This window comes from Pseudomonas sp. GL_103, from assembly GCF_057835175.1.
Window position 1 is genome coordinate 3,271,233 of record NZ_CM174420.1, and the last position, 19,477, is coordinate 3,290,709.

At 59.0% G+C, this 19,477-nt stretch carries 10 protein-coding genes and 1 pseudogene; 6 read left to right on the forward strand and 5 right to left on the reverse strand.

Annotated elements, in window-relative coordinates; genetic code table 11:
- The first annotated feature begins 1 nt into the window (after position 1).
- The 5 genes from AC3IP0_RS14785 (at position 2) to AC3IP0_RS14805 (ending at position 10,413) form a co-directional block, all read left to right on the forward strand.
- Positions 2-4,993, forward strand: coding sequence for an RHS repeat-associated core domain-containing protein (locus AC3IP0_RS14785; RefSeq protein WP_489325098.1), 4,992 nt, complete (start codon positions 2-4; stop codon positions 4,991-4,993).
- Between the two features lie 316 nt (positions 4,994-5,309).
- Entirely contained in the window at positions 5,310-5,858 is a 549-nt protein-coding gene (locus tag AC3IP0_RS14790) for a fimbrial protein (protein ID WP_489325100.1), read from the forward strand.
- A gap of 99 nt (positions 5,859-5,957) precedes the next feature.
- Positions 5,958-6,713, forward strand: a complete 756-nt coding sequence (locus AC3IP0_RS14795) for a fimbrial biogenesis chaperone (protein ID WP_489325102.1) — start codon at positions 5,958-5,960, stop codon at positions 6,711-6,713.
- An 18-nt stretch (positions 6,714-6,731) separates the two neighbouring features.
- On the forward strand, positions 6,732-9,245 hold the full coding sequence (locus AC3IP0_RS14800) for a fimbria/pilus outer membrane usher protein (protein ID WP_489325104.1): 2,514 nt from the start codon (positions 6,732-6,734) through the stop codon (positions 9,243-9,245).
- A gap of 190 nt (positions 9,246-9,435) precedes the next feature.
- Positions 9,436-10,413, forward strand: a complete 978-nt coding sequence (locus AC3IP0_RS14805) for a fimbrial protein (protein ID WP_489325106.1) — start codon at positions 9,436-9,438, stop codon at positions 10,411-10,413.
- Positions 10,414-10,456: 43 nt separating this feature from the next.
- Here the strand turns inward: AC3IP0_RS14805 and AC3IP0_RS14810 are convergent, their stop codons facing one another.
- The 4 genes from AC3IP0_RS14810 to AC3IP0_RS14825 all read right to left on the reverse strand — a co-directional run bounded on the left by AC3IP0_RS14810 (position 10,457) and on the right by AC3IP0_RS14825 (position 17,997).
- Entirely contained in the window at positions 10,457-11,950 is a 1,494-nt protein-coding gene (locus AC3IP0_RS14810) for a hypothetical protein (protein ID WP_489325107.1), read from the reverse strand.
- Positions 11,951-12,075: 125 nt separating this feature from the next.
- Positions 12,076-14,283: an autotransporter outer membrane beta-barrel domain-containing protein gene (locus tag AC3IP0_RS14815; protein WP_489325109.1), complete on the reverse strand. Its 2,208-nt coding sequence runs from the start codon at positions 14,281-14,283 to the stop codon at positions 12,076-12,078.
- Positions 14,284-14,522: 239 nt separating this feature from the next.
- A complete protein-coding gene (locus AC3IP0_RS14820) occupies positions 14,523-16,550 on the reverse strand; it encodes a hypothetical protein (protein WP_489325111.1) in 2,028 nt (675 codons plus the stop codon).
- Positions 16,551-16,809: 259 nt separating this feature from the next.
- A complete protein-coding gene (locus tag AC3IP0_RS14825) occupies positions 16,810-17,997 on the reverse strand; it encodes a pyridoxal phosphate-dependent aminotransferase (RefSeq protein WP_489315916.1) in 1,188 nt (395 codons plus the stop codon).
- Between the two features lie 76 nt (positions 17,998-18,073).
- Between AC3IP0_RS14825 and AC3IP0_RS14830 the strand changes: the two are divergent.
- Positions 18,074-18,154, forward strand: a pseudogene (locus AC3IP0_RS14830) (DUF6124 family protein); the annotation flags it as partial.
- A 44-nt stretch (positions 18,155-18,198) separates the two neighbouring features.
- Here the strand turns inward: AC3IP0_RS14830 and AC3IP0_RS14835 are convergent.
- Positions 18,199-19,335 (reverse strand): glycerate kinase, encoded by a 1,137-nt coding sequence (locus AC3IP0_RS14835; RefSeq protein WP_489325113.1) that lies wholly within the window; start codon positions 19,333-19,335, stop codon positions 18,199-18,201.
- Between the last annotated feature and the right edge of the window lie 142 nt (positions 19,336-19,477).

Below are 19,477 nucleotides of genomic sequence, written 5' to 3' on the forward strand. Positions count from 1 at the left end.
AATGACCACTTCCAAAGCCGTGCACTCCCAGGCCTTTGGCTTCATGAGCAGCTTGCAAGGCGCTGTCGACCCGCGCACCGGGCAATACACCGTCGCCATCGACTTCCCCGAGGTCAAGAGCAACTGGCTGGGCGGTCCGGCGTTTCCCGTGAGCCTTGGCTTCAACCCGATCAACACCTTGGACTCCGGCTATGGCCTGGGCTGGAACCTCAATCTCACGCAGTTCACCCCGCACAACAGCATCCTGGCCCTGAGCACCGGGGAGACTTACAAGGTCACCGGTAGCGGTGCCACCCCGGACATCAAGGAAAAGAAACTCGACAGTTTCCATTTCGAAAATCTGGGCAATGGCCGCTACCGCGTGCTGCACAAGTCCGGGCTGGTCGAGGTGCTGCAGGTTGGCGGCAGCAGCGATGACCGGGTGGCCTTGCCCGTCGAGATCTACTCGGCGGCCGGCCATCGCATCACACTGGTGTATGCATCTTTCCGCGGCGGCCAGCGCCTGCAAAGCATCAGCGATGCCCAAGGCGAATTGCTGCGCATCAACCGCCCCAACGATACCCTGGTCGAGGTGCTCGCCCGCCCCAACGACGGCCCCGGCGGCGGTCCGCTGGCGCGTTATGAGATGAACCTCAACGCCAGCGGCTGGGTCACCAGCATCGTCTTGCCCACCGCCGACAAGGCGTCCTGGCGCTTTGCTTATGGCAACGGGCCGATCCGCGGCATTCTGTGCCTGCACGAAGTCAAGACGCCGGTCGGCGGCCGTGAAACCATCGACTATGCCGACACCGGGCACCCTTATCCCGGCGGTGTCAGCCGTCCCAACCTGCCGCGGGTCACCCGTCATCGCAGCTACCCCGGCTTCGGCCAGCCGATGATCCAGGTCGACTACAGCTACACGGCCCGTAATTTCCTCGGGGCCGGGGCCAGCGTCAGTTGGGAAGACGGCATGGACCCCTTGTACAAGGTGGCATCCAGCTATGAGTACGGCAGCATCGCCAGCCTGATGGATGGCACCACGGTGGTTCGCCAGGTCGAGCGCACCTTCAACCGCTTCCACTTGCTGACCGAAGAAAAAACCACCCAGCAACAGTGCGTCAAACGGATCAAGACCGAGTACTACGCCCAGGACATCCCGTTCGAGCAGCAGGTCGCGCAATTCCAGTTGCCAAGGAAAGTCACCACCAGTTGGGAGATCGCCAACGACGCCACCCAGTACCGCGACGAGGCCGCCCTGAGCGCCTACGACGTGTATGGCAACCAGACCGAACAGGTCGAGCCCAACGGCATCAAGACCACCTACACCTACTACCCCAAGGAAGGCGAGGACGGTTGCCCGCCAGACCGCTTTGTGCGCAACCTCAAAGACACCGTGGTGACGCCTTCGCCCGACGGCGCGGCGGGTGCCCCGACACTGCGCACGCGCTTGCGCTACGCCGCGCACCAGCCGTTGACCGGCAGCGGCCTGCAAGACTGGCTGGCGATCGAGAGCGAGACCCTGGTGCAGGTCGACGGTAGCAACGAAACGCTCTTGCAAGAGACCCGGCGCAGCTACCACGAACTGCCCGGCGATGCGTTCCTGCACGGGCGCCCGGTCACTCAGCAAACCACCCTCAATGGCAAGACCAGCACGACCTCCTATCAATACGAAAGGCTGACCAGCGCACTGGCTGGAGAAACCGTGCTGAAAACCACTGAATTGTTCGTCGGTTTTGACGGTATCGAGAAAGCGATGTCGCAGCAAAACTCGCTAATCACTGGAGAAACGGTGCTCTCCACTGACCTCGACGGCGTAGAGCTGCAACGTCAGTTTGACGCGCTGGGTCGGGTGACCAGGGAAATCGTCTCACCGTCTTTTCCAGATGTTAAAGGCGAGCGCATCTACACCTACAGCCTGACATCCGCAGACGGCCAACAGGCGTCACAAAGCGTCACGGAAATCAGTGGCGTGACGAGCTGCACCCGTTTCGACGGTCAGGGGCGAGTGATTTACCAGGATTACGCTGAGAAAACAGAAACACCTCGGCAGGTTTTTGCGGCCAACTACGATGCGCTGGACAACCGTGTCGGAGAAACCCGCTACGACTGGCTCGAAGAACAATCCATCCCGTTGCGCCAACAGTTCGAGTACGACGCCTGGGGCGTTGTCTGCCGTACCATTAATCCAGACAGTAGCGTGAGCAAGCTCATGTGGTCGCCTTTTGGCAGGAAGGGGCCGATCGAATACAGCTGGCTGGAAACAGCGGGCCCTCAGTCAACAATCACTATCAGTAACCTGACAGGGGGCGAGTACAACGATTTCGCCAAGTTTGACCGTCTTGAACAACTGGACGCGCAGCCATTGATCGATCTATGCCGCCAGGAGCCCGCGCGCTCGGTGGAAGAGCACCTCAAGCGACTGCTGAAGGATGCCGGATTGCCCACCGTTGGAGTCGTTCGCTTTCACTACGACGGCAAGAGCAATTGCGTACAACAAGACGAGCTGTACGATGACATCGAGCGCTCGACACACTTTGCCTACGATGCGTGGAATCGTGTAAAGGCAACTACACTCGCCGACGGTACCGTAATCCAGCGAGAGTTCGCAGAGCAAAGTATTGATCAGCAGGTCACCCGCTTGAACGTCAAACCCAATTCTGCCCCCGAAGTGACGGTCGGCCAGCAAAAGTTTGACAGTCTCCTGCGCCTGACTGAAGTGAGCGTCGGCGACCCGGAAAAACCGCGAATCGAGCAATATCGTTATACCGGTTCGCAAATGCAGCCAAGCCAGCGCATCACTCCGCTGCAAACGTTCGACTATACATACAAGCCCGAACTGACCCGGCAGCCGACAACCATCAAAGCAGGCGAAGATCAGCCGGCGACATACGTCTATGACCCCAGGACCGGGGGCATCGTCAAAGCCACCAATAACCAGGGTCTTCGTGCTTACCGCTATACCCCTGGTGGCCAACTGGAACATGAAAGCTGGACCGATACAGACGACAATACGATGGAGACCCACTACGTCAACTCCCTCCTGGGGCGGCAGCTCAGTCGCAGCGTCACCGATGGCCTGGATACCGTGCACACCTATGACGAATGCGGACGAGTGAGTTCGGTCACCCAGGGCAAGTTGAAAGCCGACTTCGAGTACAATGCGCTGGGGCAGGTTCAACGCACCACCAGCCGAAACGATGTCACCGGAGTCACGCTGGTCGCTGATGTGCAATACGACACTCAGGGCCGCGAAGTTGAACGTATCCTGAATGTCAGCCATCAAGCGCCCTGCACCATCACCCAGACCTGGCAGGGCGACAACCAGCTCAAAAGTCGCCACCTCAGTGCGGACGGGCGCAGCCTGCTCACCGAAGAGTTCGTGTATGACCAGCGCAACCGACTGGTGCATCACAAGTGCTCGGGCGCCCAAAAACACCTGCCGCAGGATGCTTATGGCAACTCGATCGTCAGCCAGGTGTTCACGTTTGATGCGCTGGACAATGTTCAACGCGTGGTCACGCAATTCGAAAACGGGCTCAGCGATGTCGCGCGATTCTTCTATATCGATGAAGACTTACCCGACCGCCCCAATGATCCTTGTCAGCTGAAGAAAATCACTCACACCTACACTGCCGGCGGCTATTCCCCCAGCCAGACATTCGAGTACGACGCCAACGGCCATATGCTCAATGACGAAGCCAACAGGCGCATGGTCTACGACAACCAGGGCCGCCTGATTGCCGTCAAGGACTCGACAGGGCAGCAGACCCTGATGACCTACCGCTATGACGGGCACAACCATCTGGTGGGTGTGCGTCGAGGCAACGAAAGCGAAACGCTGCGTTTTTACCAGGGCTACAGCCTCAGCCACACACGCCAGGATACGACGTACATACACTACCTGTTCGAAGGCAATCGCCCACTGGGTCAGCAGCAAGTGGATGATCACGCCCAGACGATGCTGCTGATGACGGACGGCAGTCCGAATGTCATTGGCGAATGCTTGCAATCGGGTGTCAACACGGCGGTCTACAACGCCTACGGTGTACGCAGCAGCAGCGAAGGCGAAATGCGCAGTCTGCTGGCGTTCAATAGCGAGGTATGCGAGGAGGTCATTGACTGGTACTTGCTGGGTCGCGGCTATCGTGCCTACAACCCGAACCTGATGCGCTTTCACAGTCCTGATTCGTTCAGCCCGTTTGGCTCGGGAGGGCTCAACCCTTATGCCTATTGCCTGGGGAACCCCACTACCTTCCGTGATCCGAGCGGCCATCGTGCAGCTTACAAGCGCCCGGATAACCCCGGATACATCGATCCCATCGAACAACCTAAAGGGACATCGTTACTTGGAAAAATAGTCAGTGTTCTTGGTTTTGTTGCCATTGCCGCAGCTGCAATCGCCGCCGCCATCTTTGTTCCCGCCGCCGGATGGGTTTTCGCTGCATTGGTGATCGGTGCAATCATTACATCGATAGGGGCCGGTGTCGCCACGTACGGAACTATTGCTGACGATGAAACAGCTTTTTACATTGGCTCAGGTCTTACAATCCTTGGGGGGTTAATTAGCGGGGCCGCGTTTTTTAGCAGGGGCAAGCCGGACAACCCCGATGAACCTAGCCCCTCACCAACTCGACGGGGAAGTAACACTTCTGACTCAAACGACCCGCGTAATCCTCCCACAAACGAAAGAAGAACTTCATTAGATAACAACGTACTTAATAGCCAACATGGGGGAAGCACTCAAAGCTCCATATACAACCCTTCTATTCCCGAACTCGCTCCAGTTCCAGATCCAAATATCACCAATAATATTGTCCGCCGTAATTCAATAGGTAGCAGCGTATACAGTTTTGAGGATAATAGACCAACAAACTCCAACAACCCACCCACCCACCCCATATCACGACACAACTCGGTTCCGGATATTTTCAATAAATCCCACAAGGTAGATGGCAAATGGGTTGTAAATCTCCCGAATAAGATTTTTACGACAGATGGTCCAACTCGAAAATAATTTACTTATTTTTAGCCCCCACCACTAACCTCAAGTCTCTCACACGAGCGTGCAACCACTTACAGGTTGCACGCTCCCTTAGTTTCACCCTCTTAACTCCCCCCTCCACAAACAACTTTAAACACCTCCCTCAAATCAATTTCAACACAAATTCAACTGAGAGTTCTCTCATATCCCTCCCCCCTTCCCGCCTCCTAGAATCCCCCCCATCGAGACACACTGCACTCCCCCAACTTACCCCACGCTAAACAGTGCAATAACGGCGGCGTCTCGACCTTTGGAACGCCGGCACTGTGTAAATAAAAGGACTCATATTTTGAAAAAGTCGCTACTCGCACTTTCCCTCGGCCTGGCTGCAGGCGTGGCCGGCACTTCGGCATTCGCCAACACCGGCACCATCAACTTCGAGGGCCAGATCACTTCCGGTTCCTGCCCGATTGAAATCGTCAACCCGGCGGACGGCTCCATTGGCAACCAGGTAAAAATGGGCAGCATTGAAGCCAGCCGTTTTACCCAGTCCGGTCAGGAACGCGGGGGCAAGAGCTTTGCGCTGCGCGTGCCGGACAATGCAGGCTGCCTCATCACCGCGGCCAGCAAGGCTAGCGTGAAGTTCAACGGCACCCCCGACCCTACCAACAGTTACTTTGCCATAACCCCCACCCAGGACGGCGCCAAGAACGTCGTTATCGTGCTCAAGGACAGAACCGGCACCCCAATCGCTCCGGGTAGCGCCTCGGCCGAATACGACCTCAATGACACCGGCTCGACCGACCTGCGGTTTGACGCGTACTACCGCTCCACGGCTTTAGCTGTTTTGGCTGGCGTAGCCTCGGCAGACATACAGTTCGTCGTCGACATCAACTAATCCCCACCCTCCCCCAGCCCTCCTTTGCCACCCACATCGCCAGGGAGGGCACCAAGCGCTGTCCAGCAGTCGCTTACACCTGAAAAAAGGTAATGAACCATGTTCGGTTTGATCAAGCAGGCGGCCGCTTCCCGGCCCGCCCTTGGCGTCTGCATGTCTGCAATCATGCTGGCGACCAGCATTCCCGCCGCCCAGGCCGCCTTGACACTCAGCGGCACGCGTGTGGTGTTCGAGAGCAACAAACGCAATACATCATTGATAGTCGCCAACCCCAGCAAACAGATTTACGCCGTGCAAACCTGGGTCAACACCGCCGCCGATGATGCAACCACGGCGGTGCCGTTCATGCCTTCCCCGCCCTTGTTCCGGCTCAACCCCGGCAAGGAGCAACAAGTCCAGATCAATGGCCTGCCGAACGATCTGCCGACAGATCGGGAATCCTTGTTTTACTTCAATGTTCAGGAAATTCCGCAGGCCAATCCAGAGGCGGGCAATGTCCTGAACATCGCCCTGCGCACCCGAATCAAGCTGTTTTATCGCCCAAGCCAGCTCAAGGACAACCCCATGGCCCGGCTCAAGGACCTGCAATGGTCCATCCGCCGGGCCGACGGTAAAACGCAACTGGAGGTGTTCAACCCGACACCTTTCCACGTGACGTTTGCCGGCATTGCCATCAAGGGTAATGACCACAGCCACCTAGTCGAGAAAGCCGAAATGGTGGCGCCACTGTCGCGGCAGACCTTTGTGTTGTCGGGCTCAGTGCCTTCGAAGGGCCTGCAGGTCGAGTTCTCGGCCATCAACGATTACGGCGGTAATTCCGCACCGCTGAACCTGCCCGTTCAGATTACCCCTTGAGACAGTGCGCCCCCGACCATGACCATCCCCCTATCCTTTGAGTGCCGACGCACGCCGCGGCTGCACCTTGTTCACGTGCTTGTGGTGGGCTACAGCGGCGCCACGCTCGCTGAGCCGAGGCTCGCACAGGCAGCCCCCCTTGTTGAATTTCAATCAGGCTTCATGCGCCAGAGCCCGGATCATGCAAGCAGCGCGGGCCAGCAAGCGCTACAGGCCCTGGCTCAAACACACGACCTGGGACCGGGGCGCTATCTGGTCGATATTCAAGTCAACCTGACGTACTTCGACCAACGAGAAATCGAGTTCATCCTCAGCCCCCAGGGCAATCAACTGACGCCCTGCCTGAGCGCCGAACTGCTGGGTCAGATGGGTGTACGGCTCGACAGCATCGCCGAACCCGAGCGACTGACAACCCGTTGCGTCGATCTACAGGCAATGATCCCCGGCGCCGAAATCGACTTTGATGGCAGTCAGCTGTTACTGGCAATTTCCATCCCGCATATCGCCATGCGCCGTGATGTGCACGGTCAGATCGACCCCGAACGTTGGGACCACGGCATCAATGCCGCATTTGTCAACTATCAGGCGACGGCGCAGCAAGGCACCAACCGTTATCGCGGCCGGCAAAACACCGATGATCTGTATCTCAACAGCGGCATCAATCTGGGACCCTGGCGCTTGCGCAGTAACCAATCGTTGCGCCAGAACGACGACGGCAAGCGTGAATGGGCCCGTGCCTATGCCTATGCGCAACGCGACCTGCCCGGCACCCACGCCAACCTGACACTGGGCGAAACCTTCACCAGCGGCGACGTATTCAGAAGCCTGCCCATCAAGGGCGCGTTGATCGGTTCGGACATGGGCATGCTGCCAGATGTCCTGCAAGGGTACGCACCGGTGATCCGCGGCGTCGCGCAAACACGTGCCAAACTTGAAATTTTCCAGAACGGATATCCCATCTACACCACCTATGTCAGCCCCGGCCCGTATGAAATCGATGACCTGAGCACCAACGGCGGAAGTGGCGAACTGGAGATCGTACTGACGGAGGCCGATGGTCAGGTCAGGCGCTTTACTCAATCCTTTGCCAGCGTCGGTAATCTGCTGCGCGAGGGCGTATGGCGTTATAGCGCCGCCCTGGGTCGTTACAACGGCGCGCAGAATCTCGAGCAGCCATTGCTCTGGCAAGGCACCCTGGCCATGGGAACGGGGTGGCACTCGACGTTGTATGGCGGCCTGATGGCCAGCGATTTCTACCGGGCCGGGACTGTTGGGGCAGCCCGGAATCTAGGCAGGTTCGGCGCCCTGTCCCTGGACCTCACGCACTCCAGTGCCGATATCGGTACGCTCGATTCGTCACAGGTCCAAGGCATGAGTTATGCGCTGAAATACGGCAAGTCATTCGCCTCCAACACCAATCTGCGTTTTGCCGGCTACCGCTACTCTACCGAAGGCTATCGAGACTTCGATGAAGCCGTCCGCCAGCGAAGCCATGACTCCCATTGGTACGGCAGCCGCCGCAGCCGGCTGGAAGCCTCGATCTACCAGAACATCGGCACCAGCAGTGCCTTGAGCCTGACGCTGTCACAGCAGGACTATTGGCAAAGCAGCCATACACAGCGGCAATACCAACTCAACGCCAGCACCCAGTTCCAAGGCGTCGGTTTGAACCTGTTCGCGTCACAATCGCTCAACTCGTCCAGAGGCAACGACCGGCAGGTCGGCTTGAGCGTCACGATGCCGCTGGATTTCGGCCACTCAGCCAATGCAACGTTCGACGCCCAGAAAAATGGCGAGTATTTTACCCAGCGCGCTACCCTCAGCGGCAGCACCGATCAAAACCGCCTCAATTACCAGGCATCGGTCAGCCATGAGGACAGTGGGCAATCGGCTGCGCTGTCGCTCGGTTATCAGGCCCCCTTCGGCAGCCTTGGCGCCGGCCTGACCCAAGGCCAGGACTACCGTAACGTTTCCCTCAATGCCAGCGGCGCGTTACTGCTGCATGCCGATGGTGTCGAGGCCGGACCTTACCTGGGCGAGACTACCGCGCTGGTGGAGGTACCCGGCATTGCCGGTGTCGGCGTATTGAATGCCGTCGGCGTCAAGACCAATGAACGCGGCTATGCCCTCGCGCCATACCTGCGCCCCTATCGGACCAATCAACTGGTGCTGCAAACCGATCAGTTGGGCCCCGAAGTAGAAATCGATAACGGAACCGCCCAGGTCGTGCCAAGGCGCGGCGCCGTGGTCAAGGCCTCCTTCCCCGCGCGGACCGTCACCCGCCTGCTCATCACAGGGCGAACCGCCAGTGGTCAAACGTTGCCGTTCGGCGCACAGCTGGCCGATGAAAAAGGCACGGTCATCGGCATGGTGGGTCAGGCCGGCCAGGTCTTGCTCTCGACCAGCGCCGAGCCCCAGGTGGTGAATGTGAGTTGGGGCGAGCACGTAGATCCTCAATGCCAGTTGCACATCGACCCCCAACAAATGGATCAGGCGCAAGGCTACCGAATGCAGGAGTTGACATGTCGCTGACCACTGCCAAATCGAAATATACGCCAAGGGCAAAGCCCCTGACTGCCTGCCTGCCCCACTCGAGAGAAACAATATGAAACGTTCCTTACACTGCTTGACCGGGCTGCTGGGGCTCGCGGCCGGGTGCCAAGTGCATCTTGCCGCGGCGGCCAGCAATACCTGCGAATGGGGCCCCAGCGGGAGCGGGACAATGACGTTCGTTCAGGACCTTGGGAGCGTTTACGTCCCCCGGGATGCCACAGTCGGTAGCATTATCGGCAGCCGACAGTTCAAACGCACCGCCAACAATGAAGGGCGCAACATTATCTGTGATAACGATGGCAGTGTTCGCCTGACCTTCAACGCACAAACCAGCGTGCCGCCTGTTCAGGGTCTGCCTTCCGGAAGCGGTACATTCGGAGCGGTGCATACGCTGTTGCCCACCAACATTCCAGGCGTCGGAGCCAGGTTCGTACTGGGCTTCCCGTTCGATGGCCTGGCAACGAACGCATTCACCCCTGACACGGGAGATTCCACGGTTCCCTTCAGCGCCCACCATCAGCGTGCAATGGGATCAGCGCTGCTGAACTTCTCCAACCTTGAAAGCTACATCACGCTGATCAAGACGGGGACCATTGCCCCCGGCCCACAAACACTGAACGGACAGGAACTGTTTAGCGGCGCCTTTTCGAGCATCCCGGGCAAGAGCTTTCGGGTCGGGCTGAGCGGCACGGTCATCCAGGCTCATTGCGGCAGCAACAAAGTCAGTGCCGACCCGGTACAACTGGGTGACTGGAACCTTGCCGACTTTACCGGCCCTGGTCATGTCACCAGCGCCGTTGCGTTCAACATCACCTTGAGTGCCTGCGTCGCCGACGACACCGACACCAACATCGCCACCGCCAATCTCCGCTTCGAGGGTAGTGGCGGGTCATCACCTGTCATCCCGGCAATTCCCGGTGTGTTCAGCCTGACGCCGGCCTCCAGTGCCAAAGGCATCGGTATTCAACTGCTCAGAGGGGACAGGTCGACACCCGTGGAGCTCAATACGGAAGTCCCGATACAGCAGATCACCACCGGTGACACCGTGCTCGACTTTGCCGCACGCTTTTACCAGATAGAGTCAAGCGCGAACGTCAAGCCGGGCGACGCCAAAGGTGCCTTGAACTTCACGCTGACCTACAAATAGCGCGAACCCGGCCCCGTTGATACGGGGCCGGGATTACTGACGGCTAGTCAACGAAGGTCAATTGCAGCAGGGGGAAGTTGGGCGCGGCCAAAGGCGGCCATGTTTGTCCGCCATCAAAGCTCAAATAGACCTTGCCCGTTAAAGGCGTGTTGCGCCGCAACGTATTCAGGAATGTCTTGGGGACCCTGATATCGGTACTGAAACCAATCCCGTCCCGGACTTCGTCATCCGTGAGCTGACGTTTTCTGACCGTTTCGTGCACCAGATCCCCCGATGTACCGACCCCCGTCATGGTGATCAAGATCCATTGATCCTTCGTGATTAAAACCCATTTAGCCAGCGTCAACCTGGCTCCCGCGGGTGCAACCGCGCTATAGCGAAGATTGCCACCGGTCAGCCCGTCACATCGAACGGCCTCGAAGCGATTGCTCGGAATGGTTTGAACTTGAAGCTGGAGGCGGCTGGAGAAATGCTCCCCGCCCTGTTCGTCAATGACGCCGTATTGCACTGATAAGGTCTTGCCGATGTGAGCGGCCACTGCCTGCATGTCGACCTGATAGCGGCGCTGTCCCGGAGAGATGGCCTGCTCAATCCGGCGAGCGCCCAGGGTTCCGGGCTCCCCCCACTGCACCCACACTCGTTCGCCCGGATAAATCACTGCGTCTTCCAGGATTTCCACAACAACTCCTGTCGTGGCCAGCAACGGATCCAGCGTCTGTTGCTCTCCCGCACCCGATGCTTTCTCAACGGTAGGCCAAGGCAAATTACGGGGTATCGGAGTCGCGGCAACGTCCAGTTCAACCGGATCGGAAGGCGGTCGACTCACGTTACCTGCACGGTCGTGCACCTCATACCACACATAACGAGGGCCATCCCCTCGATCCCGGATCAACTGCCCCTCAATCGTGAGAACCACCGGTTGCATGTAGTTTTTGTCATCAAGTTCAATGACGCCCCCCTTACTCAGGTTGCCCCGGGTTTCCCCCCAATACCAGGTGATGCAGTCCCAAGGATGTGGCGTTGTATAAAAAGGCAGGGCCGCCTTTACCTCATCATTATTTTGCTCAAGGTATCGGGCGGTGAGTGTGTTGGGGGGCAGGATTTCAGAGGGAAAATTCAACGTGCTGCCGGTTACAAGCAAGGGAGGCTGTGTATCAAGTGTCATCGGCAGTTCGAAAGAATCCGCTGTCGAGCCGTTGAAAATCGTCACCCTGTAATGAAACAGGTGTTCCCCATCGTTATTGCGTAGCCAGGCCTGGGGCACTTCGAGGTAACGATCCGAGTCTTCGATCGGCTGATTCCACCGACGAGTCACCAAGGCATCCTGGCTGCCGTCAACGAACAGCTCGACGGTTTCCTCTGCCACCTCGGGATGGGAGTTTAACGGTACGGTAAACCAGACTTTCAGATCGGTATGGGTCAATGCTTCCGGCAACAGATTGGTTTCACCACCCGGTACATCCGGCAGTAGCCCGTCGATCTCGGGCTTGGGCATTTCCGGAATGGGGGAAACACGGGCACTTCTGGACTTGACCATGAACAAAACTCCTCGAAAAAAACAAAGAAGAAAAAACCCGAGAGGTTTCCCTTCTTTGCCTCATGAAAAGAACATTGAACCGGTAGTGCATTGGCCTACAGACGGGTCGAGATCAAGCCAAATGTTTACCAGCTATAGCGCGCGCCCATGTTGAAGCCCCAAGGCTGTTCTATCTTGTCGCCGTTGCTGTAATCGAGATCGACGTGCATCGACACCTTGTCAGTCACGGCCATGGCCACGCCCGCTCCCAACTCGCCACGAGAACCCGAAAGGTCGGTACTGAAACGGTTGTCATTGACCTCGACATCGCTGTTCTTGGCAAACTCGTGCACATAGGCGGCACGCAGGTACGGCTGAACCGTTTTGCCTTGCGCCCAGGTAAAGTTGCGACCCACCGTGGTACCGACTTTACCCAGCAAGGAATGCACGCGATCACCTTTGGCCGCGAGGCCGTTGTCGAGGTCGTAATCGGCGCCATCGATCATCACACCGGACAGTTGAGCGTAGGGCTCGACAAAGTAGTCATCCGCCAGCTTGATGTTTCGCCCAAACTCCAGCGACGCACCGATGCCGTCAGTGTCGTAATTGCCCTTGGTTTTCTTGCCGTCGCTGAGTTGAACGTCGGATTCGTTCTGGAACCGGTTGTATTTGACGACACCGTCGAAGTAATAACCGCTCTGCGCATCCAGCCAGGTGGTGTAGGCGCCCAGGTAGTAGCTGTCGACTTCACCAGTGGTGCCACGGCTCATGTCCAGGTCGGACTGGCTGTAACCACCCAACACACCGACCAGCCATTGCCCGTCGCCCATGGGCAGCGGCGCATCGGCACCGAACGAAATGCCCTGCTGGGTTTGCTTGTAGGCCACGCCGGCACTGTCGCTCACGTTGTATTTATTGCCGTAGGCACGGACCCAGCCACCGGCCTTGCCCTGATCCATGCGCACTTCGCCCATGCGGGTGCGCAACGTGCTGAGTTCGCCGTACCAGACCGTCGGGGCCGCGTTGAACAACGCCATGACCGACTGTGTACCGGGGCTGATCGCCCGTGTGGCCGTGTCCAGGACCCAGTCGTTGCCGCCTTGCTTGATCAGGTCGTAGGAAAACGCCCCGAGGTCCACGGCGCCACCGGCCAGGGCGAAAGTGGCGTCACCCGAGCCGATATGCACCACGGCCTTGGAGCCTGCCCCTACCGGTTCAGTGCCCTGGCTGTCGAGGGCGACAAGATGGTTGCCGGTGGCATTGCCAGACACGGTCAGGGTATCCACCTGCCCGGTGGTGAAGTCGTTGTGCATATGGAACGTTCCCCCCGTACCCGACAGGGTTTCCACGGAGAGATTGAAATACTGCCCCGGGTTGCCGAACTGGACGCCACCGCCGTTGAGCGAAAGGTTTTCGACACTGCCGTCACCGACCATCACCCAACGCGCATCGTTGTTGACGGTCAGGTTCTCGACGTTTTCCAGGCGCCCGGTCAGGGTGGCGCCGCGGTCCAGCAGCACTTCGGCGCTGCTGCCGTCGGCCACGACGATATCGCCGACGAGGTGGCTGTTGTTGACCGCGAAGTTGGCCGCCGCGCCATTGAGCACCTCCAGCAAAATGCCGTTGCCACCTTTGAGCGTGGAACCATTGTTGACCTCAATATTGACCTGCTCGGTGTTGGTCTGGCCCACGCCTTGTATGACGATCGCCGAGCCACTGACACCTTCGACATGGCTGTTGTTCAAAACCAGCGCATCGTCGGTAACCAAATCATTGCTGAACAGCCTGACCCCGTTGAGCCCACCCATGATGGTGCTGTCGGAGGCAGATATTCTGCTGCCAAACGCTTCGATACCGATGCTGCCCGCATTGGTACCGATGATGCGTGCACCGGATTGCAGTGTCAGTTGGCTGTCGGGGCTGACAGTGGCGCCACGGTTGCCACCGATGATTTCACTGTCGCTGACCGTCGCACTCGAGGCTGACGTTACAGTACGTATCAGACTCAACCCGGTACTGGTGCTGACCACTCTGCTTTTATTGGCAATGGTCGCCTCGCTCCCGGACAACCGGACGCCATTGGCGGCACCCGTTGCATTGACCGCCGTGCCGTTGAGCGTCACCTTCGAACCGGTTTGTGCGTTAATTTCCCGGGTGGTGGCGCCATTCGCCGTCAGGCTGGCCGCGTTGATCAGTCGATACTCATCAGGCGCAACAGAGCCGTCGATGGTTCTGCTGCGGCCATCAATCAAGTCCGCCAGCGCGCTTGGAGCAATCAGGAATAGTGGCGTCAACATGGCCAGTTTTAACCAGTACGCAAGCGGTGTGACGGGAAATGAATGAATGAGTCGCATAGGGTTGCTCCTGAATACACCAACGGACTGTAAATTCGCGCCGACAGGATGCCGTTGAATCGGGTCGGGCAGTTTAGGGACGGCGATCCTAAGTAAATGCCTGCTTCCGGTATGTAGGATTAATCCTGAAACGCCTGGCACTGCTCAACGGGCCGTTTGGTTTGAACGTGAATAAACCTGCCCCTGGCGTCCGGGTCGATACGAACCGAAGCAGTCCGTGCCGACCCGGCATAATCAAGCTAGGGGCGCGGGATCGTGCATGGACCATTTGGTTCGCTGAACGCTGTACGAACGATCCACGGCTCCGACCCAATGTCTTCGATGCCATCATTGAAGAAATACTGAATCTTCAGGCGACCTAGACGATTGGGGTTCTCGTCGTAAAGCGGCTGGATATGTTTATCGTACGGCTGCACCAGAAACGTGAACCCCGTCACCGGGAACGTGGTGGTATTGAGCGTAAAGTCAGCCTTGAACTCCGCGTCGGTAATCGGATCCTCGGGGGTGCCCAGGTTACCTCTCATGGGTGTGACGACGACACTGATCTTTTCCCCCGCCTTAAGCACACCGGTCAGGTCCGGTATATCGGCCTTGAGCGATCCATCGCTCTCCAGAGCGTCACAACGCGGGAGGCCGTCGGGATCGGGAATCGTGGGAAAACTCGCAGGGGGCAGTTCCAATCTAATCGCCTTGACCAAGACATTCGTTGTTGGCGAGTACAGATCGTTCACCAGGCCCGCAGCGCTCACCTGGTAGTGGACGGGCACCAGATCACCGTTGCCGCCTTTCTTGATGTACGACCAGGGAATGTCGACATCGAAAGGGCCGCCCGGTACATGCTCCGGGTCGGAATCGTCAAAGGTGACCTGAGCCTCGACCACACGCTCGCCGTTCCAGTAAAAGTCGATGATGTGGCCATTCACCGCCTCGCTGTACCAATCGAAGTGGAAGGTGGCGTCCTTGTCCTTGTCGTCCCGGGTCAGTTCATCGGTCCGGGTTCCATCGAAGTTCTTGACGTTACCTTTGAGCAGGCCCGGGTGGATCGGGTTGGGCCAGTCTACCGGCGGCCAGGGATCGGGCCATGGCGGAGCCACCTCGAAGTTGACGTTAAAATTGTCACTCACAGGACCGAACAAGCGTCCCTGGCGAACAACGTGGTAGCTCACCGGCGTTGATTTCACCCCTGTCGTGTTCCGTCCATAGTCCTCAAGCATCAGTTTCTTGGGCAGCACTTGTATTTCAATATCGGCGGGCGGATTACTACCCAGCGCGTGATCGGCCAGGACCTGGGCTCCCCACTGCAAGCGAATGCGGTCCCCGCCTTTGGCGTTGTCATACTTCAAGATCCATGCACTCACACCGTCAGCAACATGACGCATGTTCAAGGGACCGGGGTTGGCTTGCGGCACACGCGGTGCGGTCAGGTTGGTGGGCAACGGGCCGAACGTGAGGCCGACTTTTTTGTAAAGCGCCGGCGGGCTGTCGTTGAGCGCTTTATCGCGCAAGGCATAGGTAACCAGCGCTTTGGCATCGCCAAACGCGCGGATCTTGTCTGCGTCAATTTCGACTGTACTGTCGGTGATGCCCGGTGCGGGCGCCTGCCCTGTATATATCGGGGGAGTAGTGGTAGGGTCGTCCGGGATGTTGTCTTCATCAACCAGGTACACGGCAATTTGATCAGTGGCTTGCCAATCCGCGTAGCCAGGGATGGTCATGGGCAACTTGCCACCGGCCGGTAGCGACGTATCGTCCAGGTAGTCCCCGGCAAATTCCGGCGCCTTGGGTGCATCGTGTTTATAAGGCGGCAGCCGATCGCAAATGACCGTGGTGTCCAAGGAGTCAAATTCGTCCCCCGCAAAATCAGTCAGTTTGTAGCGCAGGCGGCATGTTGCGTCATCCGGCAGCGTATTGGTCGGGATGAGCATTTCAAACGGAAAGATCTCGGGGTAGGTGCCACCATCGATTGGCATCGTGAACACCTTAGTTGCCGCTGTTAAATAGGTGCCTGAACCAGGGTCGATCTGCAGTTCGACTGTTTCTTCCATACCAGCGATTGGCGCCTTGTTTACCCACTCCGGGACCTTGACCTTGAGCCCATTATTGTCCTTCAGTCTTGGCCCGTGGAGGAGCTTGGTTGCGGGGTCCGCATAAGCGTCCGCGTCAATAATCAACTCCATGTCGGCAAGCTTTGCCCGATACTCGGAGCGCATTTTCAGATAGGCGCTGTTCGCTTCCTGTTGCGCCCGGATTTTCTGATCGATCGACATGCTCTTACCCTCCTGTCACGCCATTTGAGCCATAGGCAGTGCTACGGCTGATCCGTCGGTCAACAGCGTGGGCGTTGCGGGCAAGCCATAACAATGCTTCAGCGCAGCAAGCCAAACTGACCTTGGGCGGATTAAACGCTCATGAAAAAAAAAGCGATACTGTCAAAGTTGACAGGTGGGGGGCGATTCCCTGCGCAGGAAGGATGGGTGGCGCAGGGTTAAAATCGGTGAAGAAGGCCTCAAGACCGTGCCAAAAACTTCAGGCTCGCCGCCCCTCGAGCAAGTCCGTCACACACAGGGAAATACGTCGACAGGCGTCCGCCAGCTTCGGCCGGTCCACCACCAGGCCGATGCGAATGTGCCCCGCCGCACTCGGCCCGAAGGCTTCGCCGGCCAGCACCGACACGCCATAACCGTCCAGCAGCCGCTCGGCGAAATGCTGGGCCGACAACCCGGTCTGGCGCACGTCGACCATCACGAACATACCGCCATCGGGGCGAATCGCCCGGATGCCAGGGCACAGATCCAGACTGGCGCACACCAGGTCGCGACGCTGGCGATATTCCTCACGCATCTGCGCCACGTGCGGCAGGTTTTCATCCAGCGCCAATTGCGCGGCGTTCTGGATGAAATCCGGAATGCCGAACAGCATGCACAACGACAGATTCACCAAATGTTCACACAGGGATTGCGGCCCGATCACCCAACCCACTCGCCAGCCACTCATGGCGTGGGATTTCGACAGGCTGTTGATGGTTGCCGTGCGTTCGGCCATGCCCGGCAAACTCGCGGGGCTGATGTGTTCGCCCTCGAACAGCAGTTCGCTGTACACCTCGTCGCTGATCAACCACAGGTCATGACGAACGCATAATTCGGCCAGCTCTTTCCAGCTCTTCATTGGCAGGCTGGCGCCGGAGGGGTTGTTCGGGCTGTTGAGCAACATCGCGCGGGTGTTCGGCGTGATCAGTGCCGCGACATCCGCCGGATCGACCCGAAAGCCGTTCTGCGAACGCACCGGCACCGGCACCACTTTCGCCCCGCAGGCGCCGAACACGCCTTCGTAGGTCACGTACATCGGTTCGGCGACGAGCACTTCGTCCCCCGGGTCGAGCAGGCATTGCACGACCGAATACACCGCGCACTGCGCCCCGGGGAATACGATCACATGCTGCGCATCCACTGCCTGGCCACTGCGCTGGCGATGATGCCGGGCGATGCTGTCGCGCAAGCCCTGGCTGCCGCGTACCGCCGGGTAGTGGGTGTCGCCGGCCAGCAAGCTGTCGATGGCCGCATCCACGATGGGTTGTGGGGTGTCGAAATCCGGGTCGCCGATCGACAACAGTAAGACATCGACACCCTGCTCGCGCAGCGCCAGCGCTCGATCGTGAATCTGCCAGGCCGCCGCTCCGTCACCGGCGATTCGTTGGGTCAAGGCTGAGTAGCGCATGGCGTTCTCCTGTGGCGCGTATTCCTTGCCTCAACCCTATCTCAAATCGCGAAACACGCCAGCCGTGGGTGCCCGTTTAAAGGCGTTTAAGAACAGCGTGATGCTGGCGGAGATCACGGCGAACCGGGTGCTGGATCAGATTGACCCGCCTGAGTAGTCCGCCAAAACTCAAAACCTGTGGGATTGGAGGTGTTCAAAAGATCAGCGGCTGGCCACCCGCCAGACCCGCGCCACATCGGTCGCCCGCTCGCGCAACAAACGCGGCGCCTCGGCACAGGCCTGTTCCAGGGTCATCGGCCCGCTCGCCAGGGCAAACGCAGCGTCGACGCCATGCTCATAAAGCGCCTGATAACCGTCGCCCAACGTGCCGGCGATGACGATGACCGGCACGCCGTGTTCCCGGGCGACCCGCGCCACACCAAAGGGCGTCTTGCCGCGCAGGGTTTGCGCATCGAAACGCCCTTCACCGGTGATCACCAGATCGGCCCCTGCAACGGCGTCGGCCAGGCCCACGAGTTCGGCAACCACCTCGACCCCGGCCTTGAATTGCGCACCGAGGAACGCCTTGGCGGCAAACCCCAGGCCACCCGCCGCGCCACTGCCCGGCTCGTCGCGCACGTCGTTGTTCAAGGCTTGCGCGCAATGGTCGGCAAAGTGCCCCAGGGCGCGGTCCAGTAGCTCGACCTGCACGGGCGAGGCGCCTTTTTGCGGGCCGAAAATCGCCGAGGCACCGTGGGGGCCGCACAGCGGGTTGTTGACGTCGGCGGCGATGTCGAAGCGCACTTGGGCCAGACGCGGATCGATGTCGCTCAGGTCGACGCGGGCCACCTGCGCAAGGGCAAGGCCACCCGGTGAAAGGGCCTGCCCCTGGGCGTCGAGCAATTTCACACCCAACGCCTGCAAGGCACCGGCACCGCCGTCATTGGTTGCACTGCCGCCAATCGCCAGGATCACCCGTTGTGCACCGGCATCCAGCGCGGCGCGGATCAATTGCCCGGTCCCGAAGGTGCTGCTGATGCACGCATCCCGTTGCGCCACCGGCACCAATTGCAAACCGCTGGCCTCGGCCATTTCGATGATCGCGGTGTGGCTCTGGGGCAACCAGCCCCAGGCAGCTTCCACTGTGGCCCCCAGCGGCCCGCGAACCAGGGTGCGGCGCTGCTGGCCTTCGCACGCGGCCAGGATCGACTCGACAGTCCCTTCCCCGCCGTCGGCCATCGGGCATTTGATCAGTTGGGCATCAGGCCAGACCTGCGCCAATCCCAATGCAATGGCATCGGCCACGCCTTGGGCGCTGAGGCTGTCCTTGAACGAGTCGGGGGCGATCACGATTTTCATGGGAATTCTCCAGTTCCAATGCCCACATGCTGCCAGCCGCCATGAACAATAACGCCGGGCCACTGCACAAGCGGTGTTGAGGATTATTGTTCATTTCCACAAACCACGTGGCAGACGCGATACCTGTGGGAGCGGGCTTGCT

Excerpts from the sequence above, each read along its gene's own strand:
- AC3IP0_RS14815 (WP_489325109.1), bottom strand. The coding sequence starts at position 14,283 with ATGCGACTCATTCATTCATTTCCCGTCACACCGCTTGCGTACTGGTTA.
- AC3IP0_RS14800 (WP_489325104.1), top strand. The coding sequence starts at position 6,732 with ATGACCATCCCCCTATCCTTTGAGTGCCGACGCACGCCGCGGCTGCAC.
- AC3IP0_RS14825 (WP_489315916.1), bottom strand. The coding sequence starts at position 17,997 with ATGCGCTACTCAGCCTTGACCCAACGAATCGCCGGTGACGGAGCGGCG.
- AC3IP0_RS14835 (WP_489325113.1), bottom strand. The coding sequence starts at position 19,335 with ATGAAAATCGTGATCGCCCCCGACTCGTTCAAGGACAGCCTCAGCGCC.
- AC3IP0_RS14805 (WP_489325106.1), top strand. The coding sequence starts at position 9,436 with ATGACGTTCGTTCAGGACCTTGGGAGCGTTTACGTCCCCCGGGATGCC.
- AC3IP0_RS14785 (WP_489325098.1), top strand. The coding sequence starts at position 2 with ATGACCACTTCCAAAGCCGTGCACTCCCAGGCCTTTGGCTTCATGAGC.
- AC3IP0_RS14820 (WP_489325111.1), bottom strand. The coding sequence starts at position 16,550 with ATGTCGATCGATCAGAAAATCCGGGCGCAACAGGAAGCGAACAGCGCC.
- AC3IP0_RS14810 (WP_489325107.1), bottom strand. The coding sequence starts at position 11,950 with ATGGTCAAGTCCAGAAGTGCCCGTGTTTCCCCCATTCCGGAAATGCCC.
- AC3IP0_RS14795 (WP_489325102.1), top strand. The coding sequence starts at position 5,958 with ATGTTCGGTTTGATCAAGCAGGCGGCCGCTTCCCGGCCCGCCCTTGGC.